Source organism: Phytohabitans rumicis (assembly GCF_011764445.1).
Lineage (GTDB): Bacteria > Actinomycetota > Actinomycetes > Mycobacteriales > Micromonosporaceae > Phytohabitans > Phytohabitans rumicis.
On record NZ_BLPG01000001.1, the window covers coordinates 6,373,748 to 6,400,167 of the forward strand.

The following is a 26,420-nucleotide window of genomic DNA, read 5'->3' on the forward strand; positions in this document are numbered from 1 at the left end:
CGTGTCCTAACCCGCGGCCGACTCCGGGATGACCACGGTCGGCTGCGTCACCGCGAAGACCACGATGTTGTCGCGGTACGAGCCGCGCCCCCGGTCGAACGTCCCACCGCACGTGACCAGCCGCAGCTCCGGGCCGGGGGTCGGGCCGTACACGGCGGCGGTGGGGAACTTGTCCTTCGGATAGCGGGTCACGGATGTCACCCGGAACGCGACCCGGTCCGCGCCCCGGCTCACCTCGACGACGTCGCCCGCGCGCAGTTCGTGCAGCCGGTAGAAGACCGCCGGCCCGCTCTTGGAGTCGACGTGCCCGGCGAGCACGGCCGGCCCGACGTCACCCGGTGCCGGCCCGCCGCCGTACCAGCCGGCCTGGCCGTACTTGTCCGGCGGCCGCAGCGCCCCCGACGCCTCCAGCCCCAGCACGGCCAGCGACGAGTCGACGCCGATCCGCGGTATGCGTACCCGCGTCGGCGGCCCGCGAAGGTCGCGCTCGGGCGCGGCGGTCGTGGTGGCCGGCGCCGGCTCCGCCGCGGTGCGCCACGTCGGCGCGACCGTCCGGGGAGGGAGGACGGCCGCGCCGACGATCGCCGCCGCCAAGCCCACGGCGGCCGCGGCGATCAGCACGAACGCGCGCATGCGCTAAGTGTGGCGCCGCCGCAGCACCACGAGGCCGGCCGCCGCCGAAGCGGCAAGCAGCACGCCGGCCAGGCCCGCGACGATCAAGGGGTACGGCGTACCGCCGACCGCCGCGCCGCCGCCACCGGTGTCGACCCCGCCCATGGGCACCACGACACCGCCCTTGGCATCGGTACGCAGCTCGGTGGTCAGGCCGCCCGACTTGGCATCCAGGATCAGCAGCGAATAGACGGTGCCCTCGGCGAGGCTGCACTCGGCGGTGGTCGGATCGCCGCCGCTCGGCTGGAGCTTCACCTGCCAATCGCCCGGCTGCACCTCGCGGTAGTCGGTCGTGGTGGCGAACTGCACGCCGTTCGCGATGGTGGGCCCGGAGGCGGCCGCGACGTCCAGCACCGGCGCGCGCACCGACGCCTGGACGACCCGGACCTTGGCCTTGCCCGCGGCCGGCGCGCTCAGGTCGTCGTCGAGGATGCGCAGCCCCAGGTCGGCGTAGCGGCCCACCCCGGCCACCGTGTACGCGTCGCCGACCACCACGCTGACGTCGGTGGTCAGCACCGGCGGCGTCGACGCGGCGGCCCCCTCCTGGCGCATCGACACCGCGTACCGCCCGGCCGGCAGCGGCAGGTACGCCGACAAGACGCCGTACCCGACGCCCTTGAACACCTGGGTCTTCGCCGAGCCGGTCAGATCGTCGAGGTAGACGTCCACCTCAGGAGTGTCGGGCGACAGGTGCGCGAGCCGTACGTAGCCGACGCTCGCCGCGCTCGCCGGTGCCGCCGCGGCGGCGCTGAACCCGGCCCCGATCAAGATCGCTCCGGTCAAGGCGGCGGCGCGCCGGAGCGTACGAAGGTTGGAAGTCACGGCCCCTCCCGTGCTGGTTTCCACGCCGCCGGTTCCCCCTCGACAACGCGGTACGGTGCACACGATTCGCGCCCGCCCAGCGGATCGCAACCCCCTGATCTGTCAGCAATCCGTCACCAATACGGGCGGATTCGGGATGCGTACTACTGATCTGACGGATCGGGCAGGATCTGGAATCCGCTGGGCCTGGTCAGGTAGGAGCGGGTGCCACGCCGGACGATGTCGCCGCGGACCGACACCTGGAGCATCTCCTGGTGCGCGCGGACCGCCGTCTCGTAGTCCACGCCGGCCAGTTCCACCCAGATGCGGCGCAGGCGGTCATCGCCCTCCACGGTGCCGGCGATGCTGACCTCTCCGGTCGCGGACGCCTCCCGGTAGAGCCGGACGACGTTGCCAGCGACGACCGAGTCCTCCTCCGCCGAACGGGCCCGGAACTCGTGCGCGGCCGATTCGAGGACCGCCAGATGATCACGGCGGAACCGGACCGGAACAAAGCTCCGCGCGGTGGGGCGGGCGGCCGCGAGGGCCAGCCGCAGCTCAACCGGATGCCGCGCATCGCCGCCAAGACCGACCAGAGCCTCGCAGAGGTTGGCGCTGACCCCCCGCGTCACGCTGCGATTGAACACGTCGAGCCCGTCCGCTCCGGCTAGTGCGGCGGTGGCCGCCTCCTGCGCGGCCCGTGCCGCCTCGTAGATGCGCAGCGAGACCTGGCGCTCGAACGGCTCGGGGGTCGCGTCCTCGCCCGGTTCGGCGGTGAGACGAGGCGGAACGGCGGTATGGACGGACAGGACAAAGCTCCCTTCGGCGCTCGGTCCGATCCGCACGCCGCGCAGATAGTGGAGTACGTCGGCCGGCTTCCGGGCTGGCTGCACGGCGCGCGGCTGCTTCGCGCTCACCGAGTACGCCGCCGCCACGACAAGGTTGCGCAGGTTTTCGTACGCCTGCACGCCGTCGTCGAGCCCGATCATGCCCGGATCCTCGTCCGCCGGGAACAAGCGGACGAGATGGACGTCGGTGGACACGCTGGAGATAGCCCGGAGGACGTCGAGCTCGGACCGGTCTTCGGCCAGGGCGAGTACCTGCACCACATCGCGGACCCGCGCCGCGTAGTCCCGTATGCCCGACTCGATCGGCTGGACCACCTCGTACTCGTCACCGCCGACGATCTTGACCCACCGCACCGCGGCATCGTCCTGCCGTACGGTCTGCCACCTCTGCGCCCGCAGGTACATGGCCAGCTCAGAGGGCGAGCGCGCGGCGAGCGCATCCAGGTCGTTGACGCTTGCCTTGATCATATGGTGGCACCCTTCAAGTCGCCGCTGACCAGCGCCGAGAGCGTCTCCACGGTGAGCAGGTTACGCTTGGGGACCAAGATCGCAACGGTCTTCGGTGACTCGTCGTCCTCTGGCAGCACCTCATGGTCGGCCAGGGATAGCCAATAGCCGGCGTGGCTCAACAGCATGCTCTCCGGACCGCAATGCGCGTAGTGTTCCGCGCTTTCGGGGACGATCACCAGGGCGAGGTGGCGCGGCACCTGGAAGCCCGGCCCGGCCAGCAGGTTGTAATGCCGCACGAGCAGGCGGTACCGCCAGCAGTCGTCCCGCTCGACGGGAGCTGAGCAGGTCTTCACCTGAAGCTCTATCTTCGGCGAGCGGAGGGCGCCTTTGGGCCCCGGGTGCGCGATCTGCCAGTCGATGCCGTCGTAGTCCGGCGCGGGCCGGGCCGAGCAGAGGCCGGCAGCGCTGGCGAGGGCGTAGATGAACGCCTCACCGTGCAAGCCCTGATGCACCCTGTTCTCCAGCGGCATGGAGCGGACGCTATCGCGGGCGTACGACTGGCGGTGGCCCGCCAACGCATTGGCGTCAGTGGATCATTTGGTCCGGTCGAGGCGGATGGTGGAGACGCCGGCCACCGCGTCGATGTCGTATCTGCTGGTGGCTTGGGCCCAACCGTTCGGGGTGAAGACGACACCCGGGGCGACACCGGACTGGTTCAGCTTGTCCAGGACGACGGTGGAGGCGCCGCTGCCGATCCGTACCCGGGTGAGCACGCCGGCGGGGGCGTGGATGAGGAACTGGTTGACGCCGCCGGTCATCCGGATCGGCACCGTGCCGGTCGGGCGGGGAGGGTCAGCTCGGCGCGGGCCGCGCCGCCGATCAGGTCGAGGCCGGTGAGGCGCCCGCCGCCCATGTCCACGACGTGGGTGGCCGCGCCGCCGGTCAGCCGGAGCTTCCAGGTCACCCGCGAGCTGAGCTGGATGTCGACGGCGCCGGGGCCGGACTCGCCGCTCTGTACGAGGTGCAGGTTGACCTGGTCGCCCTCGTGGACCGGGCGGGGCAGCACGTCGCTGCCCTCGGCGGTGCTGATCCGGTAGAGGTCGCCGCCCAGGTCGGCGCTGCGCAGGTTGACCGTCGTCGTACCGGTCACCAGGTCGAATTGTGCCTCGGTGCGCTTGCCGATCGGCGCGGACACGGTCCGTCCGGTGCCCGCTACCGCCGCCGGGCCGGCCGGCCGGTCCTCGAAGACCAGCCGGTACGCCGTGCCGGCCGCGACCACGGCGGCGCCGACCACGACGGCTACCAGGCCGACGACGACCGCGAGGAGCTTGCGGTTGCGCCGGCGGGGTCCCGGCTGGACCGGCGGTGGGGGTGGTGGTGGCGGCTCGAGCGCCGGTGGCAGGGGCAGCGGCTCCATGGAGATGAACGGCTCGTTGTCCCGTCCCGGGTCGTCCTCGTCGAGCCAGGACAGGGTCCGGTCGCTTGGCTCGGCCTCGCTGGCGGCCGCCGATGTTGCCATAGGGCGTCCTCCTCCCTTGAGAGCTCATATGTATCTACGTACGGCGGCCCGGGTCGGTTTGACGATCGAGGGATCGACAAATTCGCATCTTGACGAGTTCACGTACGTGTGAGTAACGTCGCATCAACCTACAGGAAAGTTTCTTAACAATTTGGGGAGACGTCGATGAGGAGATCCCTGCGGCGCGCGCTGTGGGCGGGCGTGGTGGCTGTGGTCGCCGTGGCCGCGGTCCCGGTGGCGTCGGCCTTCGGTGCGGGCAGCGTCACCGCCCAGTTCACCGCCACCTCCGACTGGGGCACGGGGCACGAGGTCCGGGTGACCGTGGCCAACGGCTCGGACGCCACCGTGAGCACCTGGCGGATCGAGTTCGACCTGCCGGCCGGCACGTCGATCAGCAGCTTCTGGGACGCCGATGTCACCAGGACCGGCGACCACTACGTCGCGACCAAGAAGAGCTGGGCCGGCAGCCTGCCCCCGGGTGGCTCCTTCAACTGGGGCTACATCGGGACGGGCGCCTTCCGTACCCCGCTGAACTGCACCATCAACGGCGCCTCCTGCGGCGGTGGCACCGTGCCCACGACGGCGCCGCCGACCACGGCGAACCCGACGACGGCCCCGCCCACGACGGCGCCCCCGACCACCGCGCCGCCCACCACCGCGCCGCCGCCCGGCGGGAAGAAGGTCGTGGGCTACTTCGCCCAGTGGGGCGTGTACGCCCGGAACTACCACGTCAAGAACATCCACACGAGCGGGTCCGCGGCCAAGCTGACGCACATCCTGTACGCGTTCGGCAACGTGACCAACGGTCAGTGCGCGATCGGTGACAGCTATGCCGACTACGACAAGTTCTACGACGCCGCGTCCAGCGTGAACGGCGTCGCCGACACGTGGGACGCCGGCGCCCTGCGCGGCAGCTTCGGCCAACTGCGCCGACTCAAGGCGATGTATCCGAACCTCAAGGTGATCTGGTCGTTCGGCGGCTGGACCTGGTCCGGCGGCTTCACCCAGGCCGCGCAGAACCCGACCGCGTTCGCCAACTCCTGCTACAACCTGGTCGAGGACTCGCGCTGGGCGGACGTGTTCGACGGCATCGACATCGACTGGGAGTACCCGAACGCCTGCGGCCTGAGCTGCGACACCAGCGGGCCCAACGCGTTCAAGAACCTCATGTCCGCGTTGCGCACCCGCTTCGGCTCCAGCGCGCTGGTGACGGCGGCCATCACTGCCGACGGCAGCACCGGCGGCAAGATCGACGCCACCGACTACGCCGGCGCGGCCGGCAGCCTCAACTGGCTCATGCCTATGACGTACGACTACTTCGGCGCGTTCAGCCCGCAGGGTCCCACGGCTCCGCACTCGCCGCTGACGTCGTACACCGGGATCCCGCAGCAGGGCTTCAACTCGGACGCGGCGATCCAGAAGCTGAAGAGCAAGGGCGTCCCGGCCAGCAAGCTGCTGCTCGGCATCGGCTTCTACGGGCGCGGCTGGTCCGGCGTCACGCAGAGCGCGCCGGGCGGCACCGCCACCGGTCCCGCCCCGGGCACGTACGAGCAGGGCATCGAGGACTACAAGGTGATCAAGAACCGCTGCCCGGCGACCGGCACGGTCGGCGGCACGGCGTACGCGTACTGCGGCGGGCAGTGGTGGAGCTACGACACGCCCAGCACGATCGGCGGCAAGATGGCCTACGCGAACAACCAAGGGCTGGGCGGCGCGTTCTTCTGGGAGCTCTCCGGTGACACCACCAACGGCGAGCTGATCGGGGCTGTCAAGAGCGGCCTCGGCTAAGAGACCTGACGCGAGTCCCACACAGGGGCGGGGAGCCGTGGCAACGGCTCCCCGCCCCGCGTCTGTACCACGGAAATACCGTTGGACGCATCGGCGTTGACCGCTACCGTGATCGTCATGTTCGCCCAGGTCGGCTTCGCGCGACCCGCAGGCACCAGCCTGCCGGCCGCAGCCGCCGCGTGCGCGACGACGGTCCGGCTGGATAGCTGACCCCGCTCTCGGGGTTGCTCCAGCGTTCCGTATTTTCGTTCCTTTTCTCCTTGTGGGGTTTCACCATGGCCAAAAGCCAGTTCGTGCGTACCAAGCCGCACCTCAACATCGGCACGATGGGGCACGTCGACCACGGCAAGACCACGTTGACGGCCGCCATCACGAAGGTCCTCGCCGCGCAGGACCCGTCGGTCAACCGGTTCGTGTCGTTCGACGGCATCGACCGGGCGCCCGAGGAGGTCGCGCGGGCATCACCATCAACATCGCGCACGTCGAGTACGAGACGGCGACGCGGCACTACGCCCACGTCGACATGCCGGGGCACGCCGACTACGTGAAGAACATGATCACGGGGGCGGCGCAGGTGGATGCCGCGATCCTGGTCGTCTCGGCGCAGGACGGCGCGATGCCGCAGACCCGCGAGCACGTGCTGCTCGCCCGGCGGGTCGGCGTGCCGTACCTGGTGGTGGCGATGAACAAGGCCGACGCGGCGGACGACGAGGACCTGCTCGACCTGGTCGAGCTGGAGGTGCGCGAACTGCTGTCCGGGTACGGGTTCCCCGGCGACGAGGTCCCGGTCGTACGGGTCTCCGCCCTGCGCGCGCTGGAGGGTGACCCGCGGTGGACGCAGTCCATCGTGGACCTTCTCGACGCGGTCGACCGGTACGTGCCGGTGCCGCCCCGGGAGCTCGGCGAGCCGTTCCTGATGCCGATCGAGAACGTGCTCACCATCTCCGGCCGCGGCACGGTCGTGACCGGCGCGGTCGAGCGGGGCGCCCTGAAGGTCGGCGAGCCGGTCGAGGTCGTCGGCCTCGGCCCGACCCTGTCCACTGTGGCCACCGGGCTGGAGACGTTCGGCAAGTCGCTGGACCGGGCCGAGGCGGGCGACAACGCCGCGGTGCTGCTGCGCGGGGTCAAGCGCGACCAGGTACAGCGCGGCCAGGTGGTCGCGCTGCCCGGGTCGGTGACGCCGCACAGCAGGTTCCGGGCGCGGCTGTACGCGCTGACGACCGCGGAAGGCGGGCGGCACACGCCGTTCCTCGCCAACTACCGGCCGCAGTTCTACTTCCGTACCACGGACGTGCCGGGCTCGGTGGACCTCGGCGACGTCACGATGGTCATGCCGGGGGACACCGTCGACCTCGACGTGACGCTCGGCAAGGCCGTGGCGATGGAGGTCGGCCTCGGCTTCGCAGTCCGCGAAGGCGGCCGCACAGTCGCGGCCGGCACCGTAACGGAACTGCTCACCTGAGCAGCGGTAGGGAGGTTAGGAAGGGCCCCCTGTTATGCATAAAGCGCTAACAAGGGGCCCTTCCTTGCACCTACGCCAGGTCGGGCGGCTCCAGGCCGACCTCGCGGGCCGCCGACTGGTGGATCCAGTCGGTGAGCTGGCGGCGGGTGATCACCCGTTCGTGGACGGTGACCTGGGCGGCGAGCCCGTCGATCACCGCGAGGATCCGCCAGGCCGCGCCGCTGGCGTCCTCGCACTTGAAGACGCCGTCCGCGACACCCGCGGCGATCACCTCGGTGAGCGCTTCTTTCCAGCGCAGGTCGAGGCGGCGCGAGACCTTTTCCAGCTCGGGTGCGCGCATCGACTCGGACCAGCCGTCGATCCACATTGCCCACGACTTGGAGCGCCCCTGCGGCGCGTACAACTTAATGATCTTTTTGAGCTTTTCCAGCGGCGTCGATGACGAGTCGACGACGGCCGCGAGGCGGGCGAGATCCTGCTCGGCCGCGTACGCGAACGCCCGCGCGAGCAGCCGCTCCTTCGTGGCGAAATGGTAGAAGACGAGGGCCTGGCTGACGCCCGCGGCGGTAGCCACGTCGGCGGTGCGGGTGTTGGCGAGCCCTCGTTCCACGATCACTTCGCAGGCGGTGCGCAGCAATGCGTCCAGGCGTACTTCCGCGGATCGTCTCGTCACAGCGCACACAGTAACTCATGAATGCCTCTTCGATTTTCGGCGTGATTCGCGCGCAATTTTCACGCACGAAATCGAATACCGGGGTAATCGTCGAAGATCACGAGAGGGAAACGATGGGGTTCGCCAATCGGTCGATGTCGCTGTCCTGTTGTATCGTCTCGTCATGTCGGACAGCCAGGTCAGCATCGCCCGATCGGCCGACGCCAAGCCCGACATGCCGGATTCGGTCGCCCAGGACGGGGCGGCGCCGTCCACCGTCCACTTTGACGACGAGGAGCGGCCGGCCCGCGAGTTGACCGGGCGGATCGGCGGCGCGGTCGCGATCGCCGCGTTCGCGGTGGCGCTGCTCGTGCTGTGGCAGGTCTTCCGCCCGCTGGCCCAGGGCAGCCAGTTCTATCTGATCATTTTTCTCGCCGGCGTATTGCCGCTCGTCTTTCTGGCGTACCGATCGGGAATGCCCTGGATCGACCGGCGCGACGGGCCGGCGGTGGCCGACTGGATCCTCGCCGGCCTGGCCCTGGCCGTCTGCCTGTACCCGGTGCTGCCGCTGGCCGGCGGCTACAACGGCTTCCTCGACCGGCAGGGGCTGCTCGACCCGCTCGACGTGGCGATGGGCGCGCTGCTGCTGGTGCTGGTCCTGGAGGCGTGCCGGCGCACGACGGGTTGGGTGCTGCCGGCGGTGTGCCTGCTCTTCCTGGCGTACGGCTACTACGGCGGGCTGCTCCCGCAGACCTGGTCGATCGCCCACGCCGGCCTCGACTTCAGCCAGATCGTCGACGCGCTCTACAACTCCGGCAGCGGCTTCTACGGCACGCCGCTCGACGTGGCCGCGACGTACATCGTGCTCTTCACGATCTACGGCGCGGTGCTCGACCTGTCCGGCGCCGGGCGGTTCTTCGTGGACCTGTCGGTGGCCGCGTTTCGCCGCTCGCGCAGCGCGGCCGGGCGCACCGCCGTCGCCTCCGGCTTCCTGCTCGGCACGGTCTCCGGATCCGGCACGGCCACCGCCGTCAGCGTCGGGGCGGTCACCTGGCCGATCCTGCGCCGCGCCGGCTACCCGGCCGAGCAGGCGGGCGGGATGCTCGCCGCGGCCGGGGTCGGCGCGATCCTGTCGCCGCCCACGCTGGGCGCCGCGGCGTTCATCGTCGCCGAGTACCTCGAGGTGTCGTACCTGACCGTCCTCGGCTGGGCGATGATCCCCACGGTCCTGTACTACCTGGGCATCCTGCTCGCCGTCGAGATCGACGCGCGCCGGTTCGGGATGCGCCAGATCGAGGTCGGCGCCCGGTCGCCGTGGCGGTTGCTGGCCCGCTTCGGCTACCACTTCTCCTCGCTGGTGGCCATCGTCGTGCTGCTCGCCGCCGGGGTCAGTGCCACCAAGACCGTCGTCTACGCCACAATCCTCGCGTTTGGACTGTCCTTCCTGGACCGTCGTGGCCGGCTGACGCCGAAGCGGTTGTTCGAGGCGCTCTCCGCCGGCGTACGCGGGGTCCTGCCGGTCGCCGCCGTCTGCGCCGCGGCCGGCGTCATCACGGCGACCACCACCAAGACCGGCCTCGGCGCGCAGCTGGCCTCGCAGCTCGTACGCGGTGCCGAGGCCCTCGCCGACAACCGTACGGCCGTGCTCGCGCTCACCGTCGTCTTCGCGGCCGTCGCGCTCTCCCTGCTGGGCCTGGCGGTGCCGGTGACCGCGTCGTTCATCATCGGCTGGGTCATCATCGGGCCGGCGCTGCTCGCCCTCGACGTGCCCGCCCCGGCCGCCGCGATGTTCGTCTTCTACTACTCGGTGCTCTCCGAGGTGACGCCGCCGACCGCGCTCGCCGCCGTCGGCGCGTCCGCCATCACCGGCGGGCGCACGCTGCCGACCATGTGGCAGGCCCTCAAGTACGCCCTGCCGGCTTTTCTCGCCCCGCTCGCGTTCGTCCTCACTGGACCGGGGAGTACCTGCTCGGGCGCGGGCCCGCCCTCGGTGTCCTGTGGGCCACCGCCGCCGCCTGCCTCGGCGTCGCCGGCCTCGCCGCCGCGACCGGCGGCTGGGTGCTCGGCGTCGGCCCGGCCGGCCCGCCCGCCCGCGTCCTCGCCGGCGCCGGTGGGCTCCTGCTGCTCTACCTGCACCCGGTCACCATCGCCGCCGGAGTGGTCCTGCTCCTCGCGACCGTCGGGACCACGCTCGCCGTCCAAAGGAGACAGTCATGAGGCGCACGTCCATCCTCGTCGTAGCCAGCGTTCTCGTGCTCGTCGCCGGGTGCGGCGGCCGGCAGGACACGGCCAGCACCGACACGGGTGGCGCGGTGACCTGCGAGGTCGCCACCGACACCCGGATCGGCATCGCCACCGGCAACGCGACCGGGGTCTACTTCGCCCTCGGCAACGCGTACGCGGAGCAGATCGGCGCGGCCACGAGCGGCAAGGTCAAGGCGACCGCGGCCGAGACGGGCGCCTCGGTGCAGAACATCCAGCAACTCGTCGCCGGCACCTACACGGTGGCGTTCTCGCTCGCCGACACCGCGGCCGACGCCGTACGCGGCACCGGCAGTTTCGACGGGAAACAGCAGCCGGTGCGGGCGCTGTCCCGCATCTACACCAACTACACGCAGGTCATCGTGCGCACCGGGGCCGGCATCAACACGGTCGCCGATATGAAGGGCAAGCGTGTCTCGACCGGCTCGCCCAAGTCCGGCACCGAGGTCATCGCCAACCGCCTGCTGCAGGCCGCCGGCCTCGATCCTGCCAAGGACGTCTCCGCCCAGCGCCTCGACCTGCCCAAGACCGTCGACGGCATGAAGGACGGCACGATCGACGCGATGTTCTGGTCCGGCGGGCTGCCGACGCCCGGCGTCACCGACCTCTTCACCACCGCGAAGGGCAAGGTCGCGTTCATCGACATCACGCCGTTGCTGCCGGAGCTGCAAAAGATCAATCCGGTGTACGAGGAGGGCGCCGTCCCCGCGGCGACCTACGGCACCTCGGCCGACGTCAAGACCATCGTGGTGCCCAACCTGCTGCTGGTGAAGGACGACCTTGACGCCAACCTCGCCTGCGTCCTGACCAAGGCGCTCTTCGACCGTAAGACGCAGCTGGAGCAGGCGAACGCCGCCGCCAAGGCGATCAGCCTGGATATCGCCCGAAAGACGGAACCTGTGCAGCTGCACCGAGGCGCGACCGCCGCCCTCGACACGCTGAACGCTCCAAAGTGAACGGAGCGGCACGATCGGTTCGCGCGAGGTGACTGTGCAGGGATGCCGTAGCGGGCCGAATGGGCCGATCGTGAGCGGGTGGTGTCTTCCGGCGAGGTCGCCCCGCACCAGCATCGCCTCCGTCCACTGCGCTCGATCGGCGTACGCATCCTGCTGCCGGTGCTCGTGGCGACAGTCGGCCTGGTCACGCTGGGCGTGATCCAGACGCGTGCCGCGCTCACCGAGTCGACGCGGGCCGGTGACGCGCGCGTCCTCGCCCGTACGGCCAACGCCGGCGTGGCCCTCGCGCACCAGGCCGAGCTGGAGTACGCCGAGACCAACGCGCTCCGGCTGCGCGGCGGTCAGGCCGGCAGCCAGCTCCTGACCGCCCAGCGGGTACGCACGGACGCCGCCCGGGTCCGGTTCGCCGACGCCGCCGACCAGGCCCGCGAGGCCGCGCCCAGCTTGGCGCCGATGCTCGACGCGGCCGACGCCGTGCTGGAGATCCTGCCCCGGGTACGCGCCATCGCGGTCAGCTCGCCGGACGGCTCGCCCGAGGTGTTCGACGCGTACAACGCGGTGACCCACGCCATGATCGGTATCGCCGACGCGGTGCCCAGCCAGCTCACCGAGCCGGCGCTGGTGGAGCGGGCCCGCGCGGTCGTCCTGGTCACCGAGCTGGAGCACCTGGCGTCCGAGCAGCTCGACCTGCTGCGGCGGGTGTTCACCCGGCAGGCGCTGCAGCCCGGCGAGCTGGTCCAGTTGGCCGGCTGGGCCGGCGCCGAAGAGCAGCAACTGGAGGTGATCGAGCGGCTGCCCGGCCCGGCCGCCCGGCGCTTCGAGGAGCTGGTGTCCGGCACCGACGTCGCCCGCGCTCACCAGCTGCGCGACGCGGTCCTCACGTCCGGCGGGGCGCCCGCGTCGCTGCGCGTCGACCCCGACGTCTGGTACGTCGCCCAGAGCGGGCTGCTGCGCCGGCTCCGCCTCATGCAGTCCGAGCTGTCGGTCGGCATGGAGCGCGAGGCGTACGACATCCAGGTCGCCGCGCACACCCGCACCCTGGTCGTCGGCGTACTGACCGGGCTACTCGTCGGCCTGGCCCTGGCCGGGGCGATCATCCAGGCCGTACGCACCAGCCGCCGCCTGCGCCGGATGCGCGCCGCCGCCCTGACCGTCGCCCACCGGGAGTTGCCCGAGGCCGTCGCCCAGGTGTCCGGCGCCCGCGACGAGTCCGCCGTACGCGGCATGCTGTCCGAGTCCGGGTCCAGAGTGGACGGGATGCTGCCGGCCAGTACCGACGAGATCGGCGAGCTGGCCACGGCGTTCTCCACCGTGCACCGGCAGGCGCTGCGGCTGGCGGCCGACCAGGCACTGCTGCGCATGGAGATGGCGGCCACGTTCACCGCGCTGTCCCGGCGCGGGCAGACGCTGGTGCAGCGGCAGCTCCACATGCTGGAGGAGTTCGCCCGCGCGGAGGCCGACCTAGGTGCCCAGGCGCGGCTGCTCGCCCTGGACCACCTGGCCGCCCGGATGCGCCGCAACGAGGAGAACCTGCTGGTCCTGGCCGGCGGCGACCCGGGGCGCCGGTTCGTCGAGGCGGTCTCCGTACGCGACGTGATCCGCCTCGCGGCCGCCGAGATCGAGGAGCCGGCGCGCATCGAGGCCGTGGCCACGCCCCTGGTGGCGGTCGCCGCGCACGTAGTCGGCGACGTGGTGCACCTGCTCGCCGAGCTGCTGGAGAACGCGACCAGCTTCTCGCCGCCCACCACCCTGGTCCGGGTCGCCGCCCGGCAGGCCGTCGACCACGTGACGCTCACCATCTTCGACGAGGGCATCGGCCTGACCGCCGACAACCTCGCCGAGGCCAACGACCGGATCGCCCACCCGTCCGCGCTGACGAGCGCGCTGGTCGGCACGATGGGCCTGCTGGTCGTGGGCCGGCTGGCCGAGCGCCACGGCGTACAGGTCCGCCTCACCAGCGTCGCCGGCGGCGGCACCGCCGCCACCGTGACCCTCCCCGAACGCATGCTCGCCCCCTTGCCCCCACCGCCACGTACGGCACGGTCGATCAGTCGATCCTGGAGTGCGGCGTTGCCACGGCGGACGCCTACCCCGGCGTTGCCCAGCGGGCCTGTCGCGGGGCGTCCCATCCACGGGACGCCCGATCCCGATGAAGTTCGGGCGCGGTTGTCGAGTCTGGCCAGTGGCATTGCGGCCGGGCGCCGTTCGGGACCACCAACCACACCCACACCTGAGGCACACAACCCGGAGGACCTTCATGAAAAACGCTACGGACTCCCCTCCGGGCCTCGTCGACTACGGTGACCTGGGCTGGTTGCTGACCTCGTTCGCCCGCAAGGTGCCGGCGATCGTCTACGCGGTCGCGGTGTCGGTGGACGGGCTCGCGCTGGCTTCCTCCGATCAGATCGAGCCGGACCAGGCCGACCAACTCGCCGCGATCACGAGCGGGCTGGCCAGCCTCGCGACCGGCGCGGCGAAGTGCATGCAGACCGGGCAGATCCGCCAGTCCGTGCTGGACATGGACGGCGGCGTACTCCTGATCATGTCGGTCGCCGACCGGGCGTACCTGGCCGTGTTCGCCGAGCCGGGCGCGGACCTCGGCCAGGTCGGCTACGAGACCGCGGTGCTGGCCCGGCGCGTCGCGGCGGCGCTGGAGCCCGCAACCCGGCCATCGTGAGGCGGCTCCTCGGGGCGCTGGCGGTGCTGGCGCTGGCCGGCTGCGCCCCCGAGCCCCCGGGCGACCTGCGCGCGGGGCACCTGGTCGTGGGCACCGGCAACACGACCGGCGTCTTCTACCAGGTCGGCGGCGCGTACGCCGACGTGATCACCGCGCACCTGTCCGGCTTCGAGGCGATCGTCGCGCCCACCGCCGGCTCCGCGGACAACCTGCTGCGCCTCGGCCAGGGCGACGTGGACATCGCGCTGACGTTCGCCGACGTGGCGGCGGACGCCGTACGCGGGCGCGGCACCTTCGCGGAGAGCCCGCGCCAGCTGCGCGCCCTCGCCGTGGTCTACCAGAACTACACCCACCTCGTGGTGCGCGCCGACGCCCGCATCAAGTCGCCGGCCGACCTGCGCGGCAAGCGGGTGTCCACGGGGACGGTCAACTCCGGCACCGAGTTCCTGGCGCTGCGCCTGCTGCGGGCCGCCGGCCTCGACCCGGACCGGGACATCAGGCGGGTCAGCCTGTCGCTGTCGGCCACCACCCGAGGGCTGGAGGACGGCACGATCGACGCGACCTTCTGGTCCGGCGGGCTGCCCACGGTGGGCATCACCGAGCTGGTCGGCTCGGGGGCCCGGGTCAGCTTCCTGCCGCTCGACGGGCTGCTCCCGGAGCTGGACCGGCTCTTCCCGGCCACGTACGCGGCGGGGTCCATCCCGGCCAGCGCGTACGGGCTGCCCGGTGACATACCTACCGTCTCCGTCGGCAACCTGGTCGTCGTCGACGCGGCGATGCCCGAGTCGCTGGCGCACGACCTCACCGCGCTGATCTTCGAGCACCGGGAGGAGTTGGTGGCGGGCCACCCGGAGTGGGGCTCGATGCTGCGGGACAACGCCGGGCGTACCGGGGTGGTGCCGCTGCATCCGGGCGCCCAACGGTTCTACCAGGGCGGATAAGCCGTACCCTGATATGGGTGTTTTTGATCCGTACTGCCGGTGTTGTCCTGTGTGCGGCGCTGGCGGCCTGTACGCCTTCCGCCCGGCCCGGCGCGTGGGTGGCTCCGGCGCCCTCGTCGCCGCCCGCGGACGTCACCCTTGCCTTCGCGGGCGACGTGCACTTCGCCGGCCGCACGGCGGCCCTACTGGACCGCCCGGAGACGGCCTTCGGGCCCATCGCCGCCACGCTCGCCGCCGCCGACGTCGCGATGGTCAACCTGGAGACCGCCGTCACGACCCGCGGCACCCCTGAGCCGAAGGAGTTCCTCTTCCGGGCGCCGGCCAGCGCGTACGCCGCCGTGAAAGCCGCCGGCGTCGACGTCGTCTCGCTGGCCAACAACCACGCGCTCGACTACGGCCGCACCGGCCTCGCCGACACCGTGGCCGCGGCGCGGTCGGCCGGCGTACCCGCGGTAGGAGCAGGCGCGGACGCCGCGGCCGCCTACGCCGCCTGGACCACGACGGTACGCGGGACGACAATCGCGTTCCTGGGCTTCAGCCAGGTGGGTGAGCTGTGGGAGCGGTGGCGGGCGACCGAGGCGCGAGCCGGCATCGCGATGGCCCACGAGCGGGCGCGCGCGGTCGCCGCCGTCCGCACGGCGAGCGCCGGCGCCGACGTGGTCGTCGTGTACGTGCACTGGGGCCAGGAAGGCAACGACTGCCCGACGGCGCAGATGCGCGGCTTCGCCACCGCCATGGCCCGCGCCGGCGCCGACGTGGTGATCGGCACCCACGCCCACCTCCTGCTCGGCGACGGCTGGCTGGACCGGACCTACGTGCAGTACGGCCTGGGAAACTTCCTGTGGTGGCGGGACGACGCGTACAGCAACGACACGGGCGTGCTGCGCGTGACCCTGCGCGGCGGCACAGTGGCCGCCACCGAGCTCGTGCCGGCGGTCATCTCCCGCCGCACCGGCCAGCCGGCACTGCCCGCCGCGCGGGAGAGTGCCCGGATACAGAGTAAATACGTGGATCTACGGGGGTGTACGGGTCTATGAGGTGAAATGGGGCTTATGTCGCACGACGCGCCGGTGCGGGAACCGAGTTGGCAGTTGGTTCGGGACTGGGTTAAAGTTCTCATCCGTCGCCCGGAAACGTTGGTGGCAGGCAGTGCGGACGTAGCGCAGTTGGTAGCGCATCACCTTGCCAAGGTGAGGGTCGCGGGTTCGAGTCCCGTCGTCCGCTCGGAGTGAGGCCGCGACACAAGACGTCGGGGTCACCTCGGTGGAGTGGCCGAGAGGCGAGGCAACGGCCTGCAAAGCCGTGTACACGGGTTCAAATCCCGTCTCCACCTCGGCACCATATACGGGCGATTGGCGCAGTGGGAGCGCGCTTCCTTGACACGGAAGAGGTCACTGGTTCAAACCCAGTATCGCCCACCATCTATTTACGCAGGTCACGGGCTCGTTACCGATCTTGAGGTAGCGAGCCGTTTTGCTTTTAGCGCTTCCGCTGGGAGCAAAAGGGAGCAGAGATCATCTAGCTCCCGCAGGCGGGCCTGGCGCTGCTCGACGAGCTGGCCGACGAGCCGTTGCTGCGCGGCTACCATCCCTACCCCACCGCCCGGGGCGACCTGTTGCACCGCCTCGGCCGCCACGCCGAGGCCGCGTCCGCCTACCGCGAGGCGATCGACCTGGCCGGCACCGAGCCAGAACGCGCCCTGCTACGACGCCGGCTCGACATGATCGAACGGCCCGGATCGCGATGACTCGCCCAATTGGGCCGCTCAGTCGCTGTCGGGAGTCGCGGTTGCCCAACGCGACGAACGGGGCGCGGTTCCGTTGTCCGCCTCATCGCGGCGATGAATCTCGATCAGTTCCTCGCGGTACCGATGATCCGCCGAAGGTATTTCATCGCGCACTTGAGCGCCGTTCTCCCACCACTGCGTCAGACCGCGTCCCAGCTGTTGGCCGGCACGTGTGTGCACGCAATGGGCGTAGTCCGGGACCTCGACCAGCGCCTCTCCGAGAGCGGCCTTCGTAGCGACCCAACCGGCGTGCTCGGAACTGGTCCGGTCCTTGGGTGCGGAAGCGAGCAAACGAACGGCGTGGCACGCCATCATCCAGGCTCCATCCGGGCTGGCGTTGAAGTTGCGATGGAGTACGTCGATCAGAACAGGTCCCATGGGCAGACCCATGCCCACGTCTTCGACCGCGATGAGCCGTAGACGCATCCACAGGTGCTGGGCGACATCCGGCGAGGTTATGAACATCTCGTAGGCGGCGAGAACGGCGTTGTCGATGTGACCGCGCCTGATCTCCTTCTGGAGGACAGAGACGAGGTCGTCCACAGGAATGCCATGTGGCGAAACGATTTGTGAATAGGGGTCTTCGGTGAAGTGGCCGGGACCATAGAGACGTGGCATGATTTAGCGCTCCCTCCGCGTCGCAACGACAGACACGTCCGACACATGCGGAAGGGGTCTCTAGCACGTGCACCATAGCAAGAGTCCACGCCCGGCCGCGGACGAGACCTGGGGCGTGTCTGGTGGATCTTTGTGGGGCTGCGGCGGGCCCAGACGACGACCAGCGGCACCGGTCGAAAGGCCGCATACAACACCGGTATGCGACCTTCCGCCCGGCACCACCGGACGCCGCCTGGACCTCGCCTCGCACCCACAAGATCCACCAGACACGCCCCAGGCGGTATGCCCGGGCCCCGTCCGCGGTGCCGAGGGGTCAGACCTGGCGACGGTCAGTAGCCGCGCGCGGCCAGCTCGAGCAGCGCCTTCTCGGCGAGCTCGTCGGCGGTGCCGTCCATCGTCTGACCGGCGATGATCTCGCGGTCGTATTCCCCCGGGAGCCACACGTTGGCTGGAGAGCCGTCGCCGACGTGCGTGTACTCCCACTGACCGTCCGCCCTGAGCCGCTGGTAGCCCGCGACGGTCCGGCCGTTGAACGTGCAGCTGTAGGCGTAGAAGTTGGGGTGCTCGCCGGGTAGGGACTCCTCGCAGTGCGGTTCCAACTGGCGCCGGAGCTCCTCCAGCGCTGCGCGGTAGTCGGCGTACCGCGTGTTCGGGTTGAGGACGCCGGTCTTCGCCTCGGCCACCAGCAGCGCCGAGTAGAGGGTGATCATGGCGCGTCCGACGGCGTCCTTCGCCGCGTCCGACTCGACCAACGCGAGGTACTCCTTGGCCTGGTGCGCCGCCGGGTTGACGATTCCCAGGTACGTCGCGGCCGTGTGCGGGTACCGCAGGTAGTTGACGCTGGTCGTCGCGGTCGCCGTCTTCGCCCGGAGGTCGGCGACCGCCTGGGCGTCCAGCCGCGCCAACAGGTCCACCTTGACGTCGGTGATCGCGCCGATCGCCTCGAGGACCAGGGACGCGACCTCGTCCGGCGAGAGTCTGCCGTCGCCGCCCTTGTCCAGCAGGCTCCGGAGCAGGTCGATCGTGACCCTTCCGTAGTCCTGGTCGGCGCTCGCCGGGCGGGCGGTGGCCGGCAGTACCACGGCCACCCCCAGGACGGCCGCCAGGATCAGCCGGAGCGGTCCAGTTCTTCTTTTCACATCCACTCCTCTCAAGAGCGATATCGACGTACGGGGTTGGGGGCTCCGGACGGCGTCCGGAGCCCCCTTCGGGTGTCGCGTCAGACCTGCAGAGCGCGCAGTTGCGGAAGCGCGGCCATGGCCACGGCCCGGCTGGTGTTCCTGGTGGCGTCCGCGCTGACCTGGGCGCGGTCCAGCGGCGGCGTGACCAGCCGGGCGAGGTAGTACAGCTCGGAGCCGAAGGCCGAGTCGCCGTTGTACGCGACGCACGTGTACTGGATCTCGACGGTCACGAGGCGTCCCCTGTCGTCGTACTCGCGGAGGACGTTCTCGGTGCAGGTCGGCGCGAGCTTCACGACCACCGCCTCGTACCCGCGGATGAGCTGGGCCAGCAGGTCGGTGGCCGGGAAGCCCATCTTCCGGAAGCCGACCATCGCGATCGCGAAGATCTGGCCCATCAGCTTGCCGATACGGTCGGCCTCCGCCTTGTTCGCGACGGCGTCGAAGTACGCCGTAGACCGGCTGGCGCACTCCACCGCGTTCAACGCGAACACCGACAGCGTGAAGTCGTCCATCAGGTCGATCTGGTTGACGAGCGTCGTCGCGGCCTCGGTGCACGCCCGTACGTCCGCGCTGGCGATCCTGTCGATCTCGGTGATGATCGCGTCCCGCGAGGCGTTGATCGCCGCGATGATCTCCTGCTTGGCACGCTCCAGGTCGCTGCCGCCTCCCCCGCTATTCGAGAAGAGGTACGAGGCGACCGCGACGGCGATCTGTGTCCACGGGACAGCGGCCGCCGCTGGCGCCGGCCGTACGGTCACGCCCGCCGCCACCACCAGCGACATCGTCGCGGCGACGAGACCCTTACGCAGTCTTCTCACATGCACCCTCCCGGAGTCGGTACCGATCCATCGGCAGGTGTGATGCTCTGATCGAGGCTCGCGGATGGTCAACGGAAACCGCGTCACGCGTCGCCGGCCGGCGGTATTTCGCGCAATCACGTGGCGGGTGGCCCGCGCGATCACGCAACCCGCGGCCGGGCCGGGGGCCGCTGCGTAAATACGCAGCCTTGGACACGAATCGGCAACGTCACGTGACTGCGTCGCCGACGCTTGGTTGCATGATGACGCAGTTGACCATGCGGGTACTGGGGAGGCGACGCGATGGCTGGTTACCGCCGCGCCGGATTGGCGGTGCTCGGGGCGATCGCGCTCGTCCTCGCGTTCGCCGCGCCGGCCTCGGCCGACGGGGTGCCGCCGGATTGGTCACCGGCCCCCTGCGCCACCGGGGCGATCACCGAGGTCCGCCACGACGTGGACGGGCTCGACAATCCGACGCTCTGGATATCCGGTTGGATCCAGCCGTGCGCCGGCAACGAGCTCACCGACGGGTTCGCCATCGTCCGGTACTACCCTGAGCGCGGCATCCGCAGCCGGCTCGTGCCGTACGAGACCGTGTCCTCGCCGACGTCGTTCACCTTCCATATCGACGGTCTTCGCCGCGTCCTGATGCCCACCATGACGGCGCTCTGCGTCGCGTACGCCTACGACGGCCGGGCGGCGTGTATCGGCGTCGACGTCGGCGGCCCGGGGGAGCAGCCGGTCGTCGGACCCATTTCCACCGGGGATCCACGATTCCTGGTCGGGGTGAGACGGGAATCGGTGGACTCCGAGGGCCCGACCTGCGGGACCTGCCTGTGACAGCGCACGCTGCACCGGCGGTCTCGGTGATCGGGCGCGGCCCCTCGCCGGATGCCGACCTGGTCAACCGCCGGCTCGCCACGCTCAGCCGGGCCACCGCCGGTGAGCTCTCCCGCGAGTTGGGCATGCCGCGCCGCCGGGTCGACCAGGCCGTCGACCGGCTGGCCGCCCTCGGGTTGGCCACGCCCCGCCGGTTCGCCGGCGAGCGGGGCGTCTTCTGGGTGTCCCGCTCGCCCAAGGAGGCGGCTCAGGCCACGGGTGAGGCGCGCCGGGAGACCCCGGCGGCGGCCGGCGAGCCCGTACCGGAGGTGGTCGCGCACGCGACCGACCTCGGCGAGGGGCTGCGGCACCTACGGACGCGGGCGGCGAGCCGCGCCCGGTTGGTCGAGCTCGTCGCGCTCGCCCGCCACGAGCATCTGGCCATGAATCCGGAGCCACGGTTCGACGCCGAGGCGGCGCGGCCGGCCGTCGCCATGGACCGCGCGCTCCTCGACCGCGGGGTCTCGATGCGGGTGCTCGGCGTCCAGCCGACCACACCGGATCCGATGTCGCCGTTCGGGCGCCCCTCAACCGACCCTCGACCGGCGTACCGGGAGATGGCGGCCGTGCCGATGAAGCTCTTCGTGGTGGACCGCAAGGTCGCGCTCTTCCCGGTGGCGCCGACCGACGTCAGCCGCGGTTACCTGGAGGTCACGCAGCCGTCGGTGGTGGCCGCGCTCGTGGAGCACTTCGAGCGGCACTGGGCGGCCGGCCACACCGCGCCGGTGCATCCCCGCATCGAGCTCACCCCACGCGAGCACGCCCTCACCGCGCTGCTGGCCCGCGGGCACACCGATGCCTCGGCGGCCCGTGAGCTGCGGATCAGCATGCGCACCGTGACCACGGTCATCCGTTCCCTGATGGACCGGCTCGGCGTGGAAAACCGGTTTCAGCTCGGCCTGGCCCTTGGCGTACGGCGCCTGGTCGCCCCTCCCCACACCCAATGACGGCGGTCACGGAGTTCGGGCGAGGCGGGCGAGCAGCGCGGGGTCGTCGGTGCAGATCCCGTCCACGCGCAGCCGCAGCAGGTGGGCGAGTACCTGCGGCCGTTCCTCGTGCCAGGTGATCACACCGAGGCTGTGCGTGCGTACGGCGGCGAGCCAGGGGTCGTCGATCAGCTTGTCTGGCCGCGGCTGGTCCTCCCAGCACGGGTGGACGAACGCCGCATCGGCCTCGCGCGCCAGCGCGACCGGGTCCTGCGATACCGAACGGAACAGTACCGACCGGGGTACCCGTGGCGCGCTCGTGGCGCACAGGCGCAGCAGTGTCGGGTCGGCCGAGGCGAGGATGGCGCGCGTGGACATGTCCTCGGCGGCCAGCAGCGCCGCGAGGTCGTCCGCCGTGGCCGGGGTGAGGTCCTTGATGTCGAGATAAACCCCGAGTCCGGCGTGTCGGGCGGCGCGGATGACCAGCGCCGCGGGCGGGGCGGCGGGCGGGGGTTGGGGATCGTGATGCACCACCAGAGCCCCCTCGGCGCCGACCCGCACGTCGACCTCGACCAGATGGCATCCCCAGGCGGCGATGCGGGCGAGGTGCTCGGGCCGGTAGTCGTCGGCTCCGCCGTTGCCGCCACGGTGGGCGATCTGCAGTACCTCATCGGCGCCGCGCACGGCGGTCGGCCCCAGTGGTGGCAACCGCCGGTCGGACCATCGTCCGGAGGTCATAGCGTTCCTTCCGCTCGTCGGGTTCTGCCCCTACCGTATCGATGTGCCTGTAGTCCAAACTGGCGCGTTGACCTCACCGGTTCCCGGGCTGTGGCGGCGGTTGAGCCTGATCAGCTCGGACGGCTCCATCACTGGCCTTAGCGACGCCCAGCTTGTTGGCCAGCTTGAGGAGCTGGGCATCCCCCGCCACCAGCTCGGCATCGCTCACCTGCTGCAGAGCTGGCAACGGGTCCGCGTCCCGCCGGTGGTGGCGTTCGCGCTGTGGCAGCTACGCGACCGGGTGGACGAGCGTGGCTGCATCTACCGCCGGCCCAGCATCCCGGTGGAGGAGAGCAGCCCGGCGATCCGGTACATCCAGCTTGCCGCCGAGCTCGGCGAGACTCGGCGGTCGGATCCGACGCTGCGTCGGGTGGTGGACTGGCTGTTGGACCGGCAGTTGCCCGATGGCAGCATCCCGCTGATCGTGTCAGCCGGGTACGGCGAGACCGGCCAGACCTCGCGCACGCTGCGCGCCTTGGGCCTGCTGGGGGATCCGGCGCTGTCCGCTCGCCTCGACGCGATGCGGGAGTACCTGGTCGATACCGCGATCTCGCAGCCGGTAGGCGCCGCCTGGGCGTACTCCACGATCGAACGGACGGTGGTCACCGGCTCGACCAGCCACGTCGTCACCTGCTTGATCGGTGCCGGCGGGCCCGCCGAGGTCATCGCGCAGGGTGTGCGGTTCCTGCTAGCCGTGCAGGAACCCAACGGCGGCTGGGCCGAGGTGCCGGGCCACCAGCCGGCCGTACACAACTGCTTCAACGCGGTACGCGCCCTGCGTACCGCGCAGGGCGCGGGGATCGCCGGCGCGGACGAGGTCACGGCCGCGCTCGACCGGGCCCGACACTGGTTCCGCAACGCCCTCCAGGGCGTCGCGCCGCGTACGGTGATCGACCACGCCTTCGCGGTACGTACCGCGATGCAGCTCGACCTGCTCCACCTGCCGCGGTACGAGCGGCTGACCCACCGGCTCTCCCGCCGGCAACGGCAGTTCCTCGCCCCGACGGCCGATGCGTACGCCGAGACCGAGATCGCCGCCATCGCACTGGCGGAGACCTCCCGGCACGTCGACGCCGCTCCCGAGGACCATCCGGGCTGGCAGTGGCGCTGGCGGCTGCCGGCCGTGTCACCGCCGTTCCTCGCCCGCGGCACCTACTTCTACGACCTGCTGTACAGCGCGGTGAACGCGCGCTGGTGGGTGCGCGTGGTCGACGCGCTCATGGATCGAGACGTGGTCGACCGCACCGCCGGGCTGGTTCTCGGCACCATCACCGCCCTGGCCGTGATCAACCCGGACGTCGCCAACATACTCGCGCAGGTCGATGGCGCCCGGCTGACCGTGACGCTGGCCGGCATCGCGGCTCTGCTCCTGCTCTGGTTCGGCGTCAAGACCGCTGCCCAGACGTCCCTGCTCAAGGCGCTGACCTCCAGCGTCAGCGCGCTGGTCCCGGCGGCCGTGCTCACCTGGGTGCTGGACTCACCCACGCCCGACGCGCCGGCCCTGATTTCGCTGCTCGGCCTGCGGCTCCTGGTGATCGACGTGGTGGCCTTCACCGCCGACTCCACCGGCCTGCTGGATCGGCTCCTGCCCAAGCAGTGAGTCGATTTACCCCGGTCCGCGTCACCTGCGGGCCGCATGCTCCCGCGGGCACCGCGCAGGTCGGCGGCTCGCAGAGCGAGCCGAAATCCCCGACCTGCGCTGCCAGGTCCGCGAGACAAGCCCGCCGGAGTCCAACATGGACACCGCTTACGCGTGCAGGGTGGGCCGGTAGATGAGTTCTTGGATGCGGCCGTCGAGCGTGTGGCTCTCGAGTAGTTCGAGGTCGAAGTCGGCGGCGCCCTGGAAGACCGGGTCGGTTCCGGTCTGACCGGAGATCACCGGGAAGATTGTCAGCTGGACGCGGTCGACCAGGCCCGCGGCCATCAGTGCCCGGTTCAGCGACAGGCTGCCGTGCGAGCGCAATGGCACGGTGGACTCTGCCTTGAGCCGGGCGACGATGTCGACGGCGTCGCCGCTGAGCACGGTCGCGTCGGGCCAGTCCAGGGGTCCGTGCAGTGTGGCCGACACGACCGTGGTCGGCATGTTCTTCATCCGGGTGTTGATCGGGTCGTCCATCGTGGAATCCTGGGTGCCCGGGCCGAGGAAGTGCACGAACTCCCGGAAGGTGGTGGCACCGAGGACCAGCCGTTGCTCCTGGCTGTACTGGGCCAGGCGGCGGTCGAGGAACTCGGGGCCTTGCTTGCCCCAGTAGCCGCCCCAGTCGCCGCTGCTGTTGTAGGAGCCGAAGCCGTCGAGGGTGGAAAAGACGTCGAAGGTGTAGGTGGCGGTCATGATGCTCTCCTGCGTGAGTGCCGTGGGCGCCCCTCGGTGGGTGGCCCTCACCCCTGCAACGAACGCCACGGCCCCGATCCGACACCCGCTCCCGGACTTCTTTCGATGGGGTTCGTTTCAGGGGTAACGAGGCGTCGGTGTCACAGCGGTAGCGGCCACGACGGCGCCGATGCCGCATAGCGTGGCGGTCCAGCCGAGGGTGGCGTCGGCGGTGGTGTGGTCGGCCAGGGCCCCGGCGAGCCATGGGCCGGCCATCTGCCCGGCGGCGAAGATGACGGTGAAGGTCGACAACGCGTCGGTCAGTCGTTCGGGCGGCGTGGCACCGCGGACGAGGGCGGTGACCGCGGCCGGCACGGCCATGAAAGTCGCGCCGTAGGCGAGAGCGGAGACGATCACGACCGCGGGGATCGGTACGAGCAATACGAGCGCGGCGGCGCCGGCGATGATGCCCAGCAGCACGGCAAGGATTCGGCCGCCCGGCCAGTGTCTGATCGGGCGTTGCCACACGGTGGGCGCGGTCATGACGGCCAGGCCGAGCAGGATCCAGGTGAGTGCCGTCTGCGCCGTCGAGGCGTGCCGGCCGGCGAGGTAGGCCGACAGGAAGGTGATGTAGGCGATGTAGCCGGCCGCGAACAGGAGGTAGACCGCCGCGACCGGCCACAGTCGACGGACCGGGCGGACCAGCCGGTCGCTGGCGGCGGCGGTCGTCGTAGGTCGGGCGGCGGTCCAACTCGCCGCAGCGGCCAACCCGGAGGCGACCGCGAGCACCGCCCAGGCCAGCGGCCAGTGCTGTGGATGGTGGCCCACGAGCGGCGGGATGGCCGCGCCGGCGAGCACGATCCCGAGCCCGGTACCGGCGAAGTAGACCGTGGTCGGGGCGAGGACAGCCCCGGCGACGAACACCAACGCCCCGGCGAACCCGGCCAACGCCCTACTGGCGAGCAGCGCGGGATAGCGCGTGGTTGTGGCGGTCGCGGCGAGGGCGACGGTGCACAGCACCATGCCGAGTCGAAACGTCGCCACGATGCCCAGCCTGCGGGTCACCGCCGCGGTGGCCATCGCCCCGGCAAGGTAGCCCAGCCCGTTCGCGGTGGTCATCGCGCCGGCGCGGGTCAGATCCCACCGCAGCCGCTCGGCCATGGCGGGCAGCACCAGCCCGTAGGCGAAGCGGCCGAGCCCGAGCGCGGACGCCGTGCCCAGCGCGAGGCGAGCCGACTGCCACCGCGGCACCGTCACGCTGGCGTCCGCAGGTGCCGGTCGAGAAAGTCCACGATCGTGCGGGCCAACGCCACCCGGTGGTCGGACAATGCGTGATCGGTGGGCAAGAGCCGGTGGTCCAGTCGGCTTACCGGATACGCCTGATATTCCTCGACCAGCGGCCAGTGGTGCACCTCGGCGGGAGTGACCATGTCCCGGCCGGTCCCGACAAGCAACACCGGCCGATCCGCCAGGTTCGGTGCGAGCCGGGCCAAGCTCCACGCCTGGCCGGCAGCTTCCATCTCGGCGACGAGCGCCTCGCCACTGGTGCCCCGTAGCGGCAGCAACTCTTCATCCCACGACTCGACGTACGCCGCCCGGACGGAACGGTCGGCCCGGCAAGCCGCAGACGCCGTGCCGAAGTCGAACCCGGCCACCGAGACGACCGCACCGACCCCTTCGTCCGCCGCGGCGGTCATCAGCGCGGCGAACCCCCCGAGACTGTGACCGACCACCGCCACGCGCCGCGGGTCCAGCCGGTAGGCGGCGGAAACGGCCTCCTCGCGGACGGCTGCCACCACGCGCGCGGCGTCGTCGAGCACGTTGCGCCACGACCAGGAACCACCGACCCCCCACGAGCCGCGGTAGTGGAACACCAGGGCCGCGTACCCGGCGCGCCGTAGCGCCTGGGCCAGGTCGAAGTTTCGCTCGTTGCCCGGAAATCCGTGCAAGAGCACAACGATCGGATGAGGCCCGGCACCCGCCGGCACATGCAGCACACCCAGCAACGCCTCGCCGCCGCTGGCGAACGTCACCGCCGGCGTGCTAGCCGGAATGGCGGCATTCAGCGGGTCGGTCGCAAAGAAGTCGGTCGCCATGATCACCTCTCAGATGGTACC

The 26,420-nt window shown here is 70.9% G+C and carries 25 protein-coding genes, 3 tRNA genes and 2 pseudogenes; 16 read left to right on the forward strand and 14 right to left on the reverse strand.

The window, feature by feature from the left end; translation table 11 throughout:
- Positions 1-6: 6 nt before the first annotated feature.
- The 6 genes from Prum_RS29135 to Prum_RS29160 all read right to left on the reverse strand — a co-directional run bounded on the left by Prum_RS29135 (position 7) and on the right by Prum_RS29160 (position 4,290).
- Positions 7-633 carry a class F sortase gene (locus Prum_RS29135; RefSeq protein WP_173079387.1) on the reverse strand — a complete coding sequence of 209 codons (627 nt, stop codon included), beginning with the start codon at positions 631-633 and terminating at the stop codon, positions 7-9.
- A 3-nt stretch (positions 634-636) separates the two neighbouring features.
- On the reverse strand, positions 637-1,494 hold the full coding sequence (locus Prum_RS29140) for a DUF4397 domain-containing protein (RefSeq protein ID WP_173079388.1): 858 nt from the start codon (positions 1,492-1,494) through the stop codon (positions 637-639).
- A 143-nt stretch (positions 1,495-1,637) separates the two neighbouring features.
- Entirely contained in the window at positions 1,638-2,789 is a 1,152-nt protein-coding gene (locus tag Prum_RS29145; RefSeq protein ID WP_173079389.1) for a hypothetical protein, read from the reverse strand.
- Positions 2,786-3,301, reverse strand: coding sequence for a DUF4365 domain-containing protein (locus Prum_RS29150; protein ID WP_246278165.1), 516 nt, complete (start codon positions 3,299-3,301; stop codon positions 2,786-2,788). The genes Prum_RS29145 and Prum_RS29150 overlap by 4 nt, the downstream gene beginning before the upstream one ends.
- Positions 3,302-3,364: 63 nt before the next feature.
- Positions 3,365-3,589: a hypothetical protein gene (locus Prum_RS29155; RefSeq protein ID WP_173079390.1), complete on the reverse strand. Its 225-nt coding sequence runs from the start codon at positions 3,587-3,589 to the stop codon at positions 3,365-3,367.
- Positions 3,586-4,290 (reverse strand): hypothetical protein, encoded by a 705-nt coding sequence (locus Prum_RS29160; RefSeq protein ID WP_173079391.1) that lies wholly within the window; start codon positions 4,288-4,290, stop codon positions 3,586-3,588. Before Prum_RS29160 ends, Prum_RS29155 begins: the two co-directional genes overlap by 4 nt.
- 165 nt (positions 4,291-4,455) lie before the next feature.
- Here Prum_RS29160 and Prum_RS29165 point away from each other — a divergent pair, with 165 nt between their 5' ends.
- The gene (locus Prum_RS29165) at positions 4,456-6,078 is read left to right on the forward strand and encodes a glycosyl hydrolase family 18 protein (RefSeq protein WP_173079392.1); all 1,623 of its coding nucleotides are present in this window, start codon (positions 4,456-4,458) and stop codon (positions 6,076-6,078) included.
- Positions 6,079-6,353: 275 nt separating this feature from the next.
- Positions 6,354-7,540: pseudogene (gene tuf, locus Prum_RS29170) on the forward strand (elongation factor Tu).
- A 70-nt stretch (positions 7,541-7,610) separates the two neighbouring features.
- Here tuf and Prum_RS29175 read toward each other — a convergent pair.
- On the reverse strand, positions 7,611-8,213 hold the full coding sequence (locus Prum_RS29175; protein ID WP_173079393.1) for a TetR/AcrR family transcriptional regulator: 603 nt from the start codon (positions 8,211-8,213) through the stop codon (positions 7,611-7,613).
- 214 nt (positions 8,214-8,427) lie between these two features.
- On the opposite strand from Prum_RS29175, the pseudogene Prum_RS29180 reads away from it, so the two are divergent.
- The 11 genes and pseudogenes from Prum_RS29180 to Prum_RS29225 all read left to right on the forward strand — a co-directional run.
- A pseudogene (locus Prum_RS29180) lies at positions 8,428-10,083 on the forward strand (TRAP transporter permease); the annotation flags it as partial.
- Positions 10,083-10,409 (forward strand): hypothetical protein, encoded by a 327-nt coding sequence (locus Prum_RS52040; protein WP_246278166.1) that lies wholly within the window; start codon positions 10,083-10,085, stop codon positions 10,407-10,409. The pseudogene Prum_RS29180 and the gene Prum_RS52040, both read left to right, overlap by 1 nt.
- Positions 10,406-11,410, forward strand: a complete 1,005-nt coding sequence (locus Prum_RS29185) for a TAXI family TRAP transporter solute-binding subunit (protein ID WP_173079394.1) — start codon at positions 10,406-10,408, stop codon at positions 11,408-11,410. Before Prum_RS52040 ends, Prum_RS29185 begins: the two co-directional genes overlap by 4 nt.
- A gap of 78 nt (positions 11,411-11,488) precedes the next feature.
- Positions 11,489-13,714, forward strand: a complete 2,226-nt coding sequence (locus Prum_RS29190) for a sensor histidine kinase (RefSeq protein WP_173079395.1) — start codon at positions 11,489-11,491, stop codon at positions 13,712-13,714.
- Positions 13,668-14,087, forward strand: a complete 420-nt coding sequence (locus Prum_RS29195; protein WP_173079396.1) for a roadblock/LC7 domain-containing protein — start codon at positions 13,668-13,670, stop codon at positions 14,085-14,087. The genes Prum_RS29190 and Prum_RS29195 overlap by 47 nt, the downstream gene beginning before the upstream one ends.
- A complete protein-coding gene (locus Prum_RS29200) occupies positions 14,084-15,028 on the forward strand; it encodes a TAXI family TRAP transporter solute-binding subunit (protein ID WP_173079397.1) in 945 nt (314 codons plus the stop codon). The genes Prum_RS29195 and Prum_RS29200 overlap by 4 nt, the downstream gene beginning before the upstream one ends.
- Positions 15,029-15,045: 17 nt before the next feature.
- Entirely contained in the window at positions 15,046-16,065 is a 1,020-nt protein-coding gene (locus Prum_RS29205) for a CapA family protein (protein ID WP_173079398.1), read from the forward strand.
- A gap of 114 nt (positions 16,066-16,179) precedes the next feature.
- Positions 16,180-16,252: transfer RNA gene (locus tag Prum_RS29210), tRNA-Gly, on the forward strand.
- A 38-nt stretch (positions 16,253-16,290) separates the two neighbouring features.
- Positions 16,291-16,361, forward strand: a tRNA-Cys gene (locus tag Prum_RS29215).
- Positions 16,362-16,374: 13 nt separating this feature from the next.
- A tRNA-Val gene (locus Prum_RS29220) sits at positions 16,375-16,449 on the forward strand.
- A gap of 149 nt (positions 16,450-16,598) precedes the next feature.
- Positions 16,599-16,775: a hypothetical protein gene (locus tag Prum_RS29225; RefSeq protein WP_218577377.1), complete on the forward strand. Its 177-nt coding sequence runs from the start codon at positions 16,599-16,601 to the stop codon at positions 16,773-16,775.
- An 18-nt stretch (positions 16,776-16,793) separates the two neighbouring features.
- Here the strand turns inward: Prum_RS29225 and Prum_RS29230 are convergent, their stop codons facing one another.
- From Prum_RS29230 to Prum_RS29240, 3 genes are all read right to left on the reverse strand, one after another.
- Complete coding sequence (locus Prum_RS29230) at positions 16,794-17,432, reverse strand: AAA family ATPase (RefSeq protein WP_173079399.1); 639 nt, start codon at positions 17,430-17,432, stop codon at positions 16,794-16,796.
- A gap of 329 nt (positions 17,433-17,761) precedes the next feature.
- Positions 17,762-18,571, reverse strand: coding sequence for a hypothetical protein (locus Prum_RS29235; RefSeq protein WP_173079400.1), 810 nt, complete (start codon positions 18,569-18,571; stop codon positions 17,762-17,764).
- A gap of 80 nt (positions 18,572-18,651) precedes the next feature.
- Positions 18,652-19,431 carry a hypothetical protein gene (locus Prum_RS29240; protein WP_173079401.1) on the reverse strand — a complete coding sequence of 260 codons (780 nt, stop codon included), beginning with the start codon at positions 19,429-19,431 and terminating at the stop codon, positions 18,652-18,654.
- A 282-nt stretch (positions 19,432-19,713) separates the two neighbouring features.
- On the opposite strand from Prum_RS29240, the gene Prum_RS29245 reads away from it, so the two are divergent.
- Both Prum_RS29245 and Prum_RS29250 read left to right on the forward strand, forming a co-directional pair.
- The gene (locus tag Prum_RS29245; protein ID WP_173079402.1) at positions 19,714-20,250 is read left to right on the forward strand and encodes a hypothetical protein; all 537 of its coding nucleotides are present in this window, start codon (positions 19,714-19,716) and stop codon (positions 20,248-20,250) included.
- Positions 20,247-21,236, forward strand: coding sequence for a helix-turn-helix domain-containing protein (locus tag Prum_RS29250; protein WP_173079403.1), 990 nt, complete (start codon positions 20,247-20,249; stop codon positions 21,234-21,236). Before Prum_RS29245 ends, Prum_RS29250 begins: the two co-directional genes overlap by 4 nt.
- A gap of 6 nt (positions 21,237-21,242) precedes the next feature.
- Here the strand turns inward: Prum_RS29250 and Prum_RS29255 are convergent, their stop codons facing one another.
- The gene (locus Prum_RS29255; RefSeq protein WP_173079404.1) at positions 21,243-21,953 is read right to left on the reverse strand and encodes a glycerophosphodiester phosphodiesterase; all 711 of its coding nucleotides are present in this window, start codon (positions 21,951-21,953) and stop codon (positions 21,243-21,245) included.
- A gap of 67 nt (positions 21,954-22,020) precedes the next feature.
- Here Prum_RS29255 and Prum_RS29260 point away from each other — a divergent pair, with 67 nt between their 5' ends.
- Entirely contained in the window at positions 22,021-23,592 is a 1,572-nt protein-coding gene (locus tag Prum_RS29260; protein WP_173079405.1) for a prenyltransferase/squalene oxidase repeat-containing protein, read from the forward strand.
- A 147-nt stretch (positions 23,593-23,739) separates the two neighbouring features.
- On the opposite strand, the gene Prum_RS29265 is transcribed toward Prum_RS29260, so the two are convergent.
- From Prum_RS29265 to Prum_RS29275, 3 genes are all read right to left on the reverse strand, one after another.
- Complete coding sequence (locus Prum_RS29265) at positions 23,740-24,324, reverse strand: dihydrofolate reductase family protein (protein ID WP_173079406.1); 585 nt, start codon at positions 24,322-24,324, stop codon at positions 23,740-23,742.
- A gap of 117 nt (positions 24,325-24,441) precedes the next feature.
- The gene (locus tag Prum_RS29270; RefSeq protein ID WP_218577378.1) at positions 24,442-25,560 is read right to left on the reverse strand and encodes a YbfB/YjiJ family MFS transporter; all 1,119 of its coding nucleotides are present in this window, start codon (positions 25,558-25,560) and stop codon (positions 24,442-24,444) included.
- On the reverse strand, positions 25,557-26,399 hold the full coding sequence (locus Prum_RS29275; RefSeq protein WP_173084288.1) for an alpha/beta hydrolase family protein: 843 nt from the start codon (positions 26,397-26,399) through the stop codon (positions 25,557-25,559). Before Prum_RS29275 ends, Prum_RS29270 begins: the two co-directional genes overlap by 4 nt.
- Positions 26,400-26,420: the final 21 nt, after the last annotated feature.

Bases quoted from the DNA above. Each gene is read 5' to 3' on its own strand.
- Prum_RS29230 (WP_173079399.1), bottom strand. From the start codon at position 17,432: ATGCCACGTCTCTATGGTCCCGGCCACTTCACCGAAGACCCCTATTCA.
- Prum_RS29195 (WP_173079396.1), top strand. From the start codon at position 13,668: ATGAAAAACGCTACGGACTCCCCTCCGGGCCTCGTCGACTACGGTGAC.
- Prum_RS29145 (WP_173079389.1), bottom strand. From the start codon at position 2,789: ATGATCAAGGCAAGCGTCAACGACCTGGATGCGCTCGCCGCGCGCTCG.
- Prum_RS29160 (WP_173079391.1), bottom strand. From the start codon at position 4,290: ATGGCAACATCGGCGGCCGCCAGCGAGGCCGAGCCAAGCGACCGGACC.
- Prum_RS29275 (WP_173084288.1), bottom strand. From the start codon at position 26,399: ATGGCGACCGACTTCTTTGCGACCGACCCGCTGAATGCCGCCATTCCG.
- Prum_RS29185 (WP_173079394.1), top strand. From the start codon at position 10,406: ATGAGGCGCACGTCCATCCTCGTCGTAGCCAGCGTTCTCGTGCTCGTC.
- Prum_RS29155 (WP_173079390.1), bottom strand. From the start codon at position 3,589: ATGACCGGCGGCGTCAACCAGTTCCTCATCCACGCCCCCGCCGGCGTG.
- Prum_RS29245 (WP_173079402.1), top strand. From the start codon at position 19,714: ATGGCTGGTTACCGCCGCGCCGGATTGGCGGTGCTCGGGGCGATCGCG.
- Prum_RS29255 (WP_173079404.1), bottom strand. From the start codon at position 21,953: ATGACCTCCGGACGATGGTCCGACCGGCGGTTGCCACCACTGGGGCCG.
- Prum_RS29135 (WP_173079387.1), bottom strand. From the start codon at position 633: ATGCGCGCGTTCGTGCTGATCGCCGCGGCCGCCGTGGGCTTGGCGGCG.
- Prum_RS29265 (WP_173079406.1), bottom strand. From the start codon at position 24,324: ATGACCGCCACCTACACCTTCGACGTCTTTTCCACCCTCGACGGCTTC.
- Prum_RS29165 (WP_173079392.1), top strand. From the start codon at position 4,456: ATGAGGAGATCCCTGCGGCGCGCGCTGTGGGCGGGCGTGGTGGCTGTG.
- Prum_RS29150 (WP_246278165.1), bottom strand. From the start codon at position 3,301: ATGCCGCTGGAGAACAGGGTGCATCAGGGCTTGCACGGTGAGGCGTTC.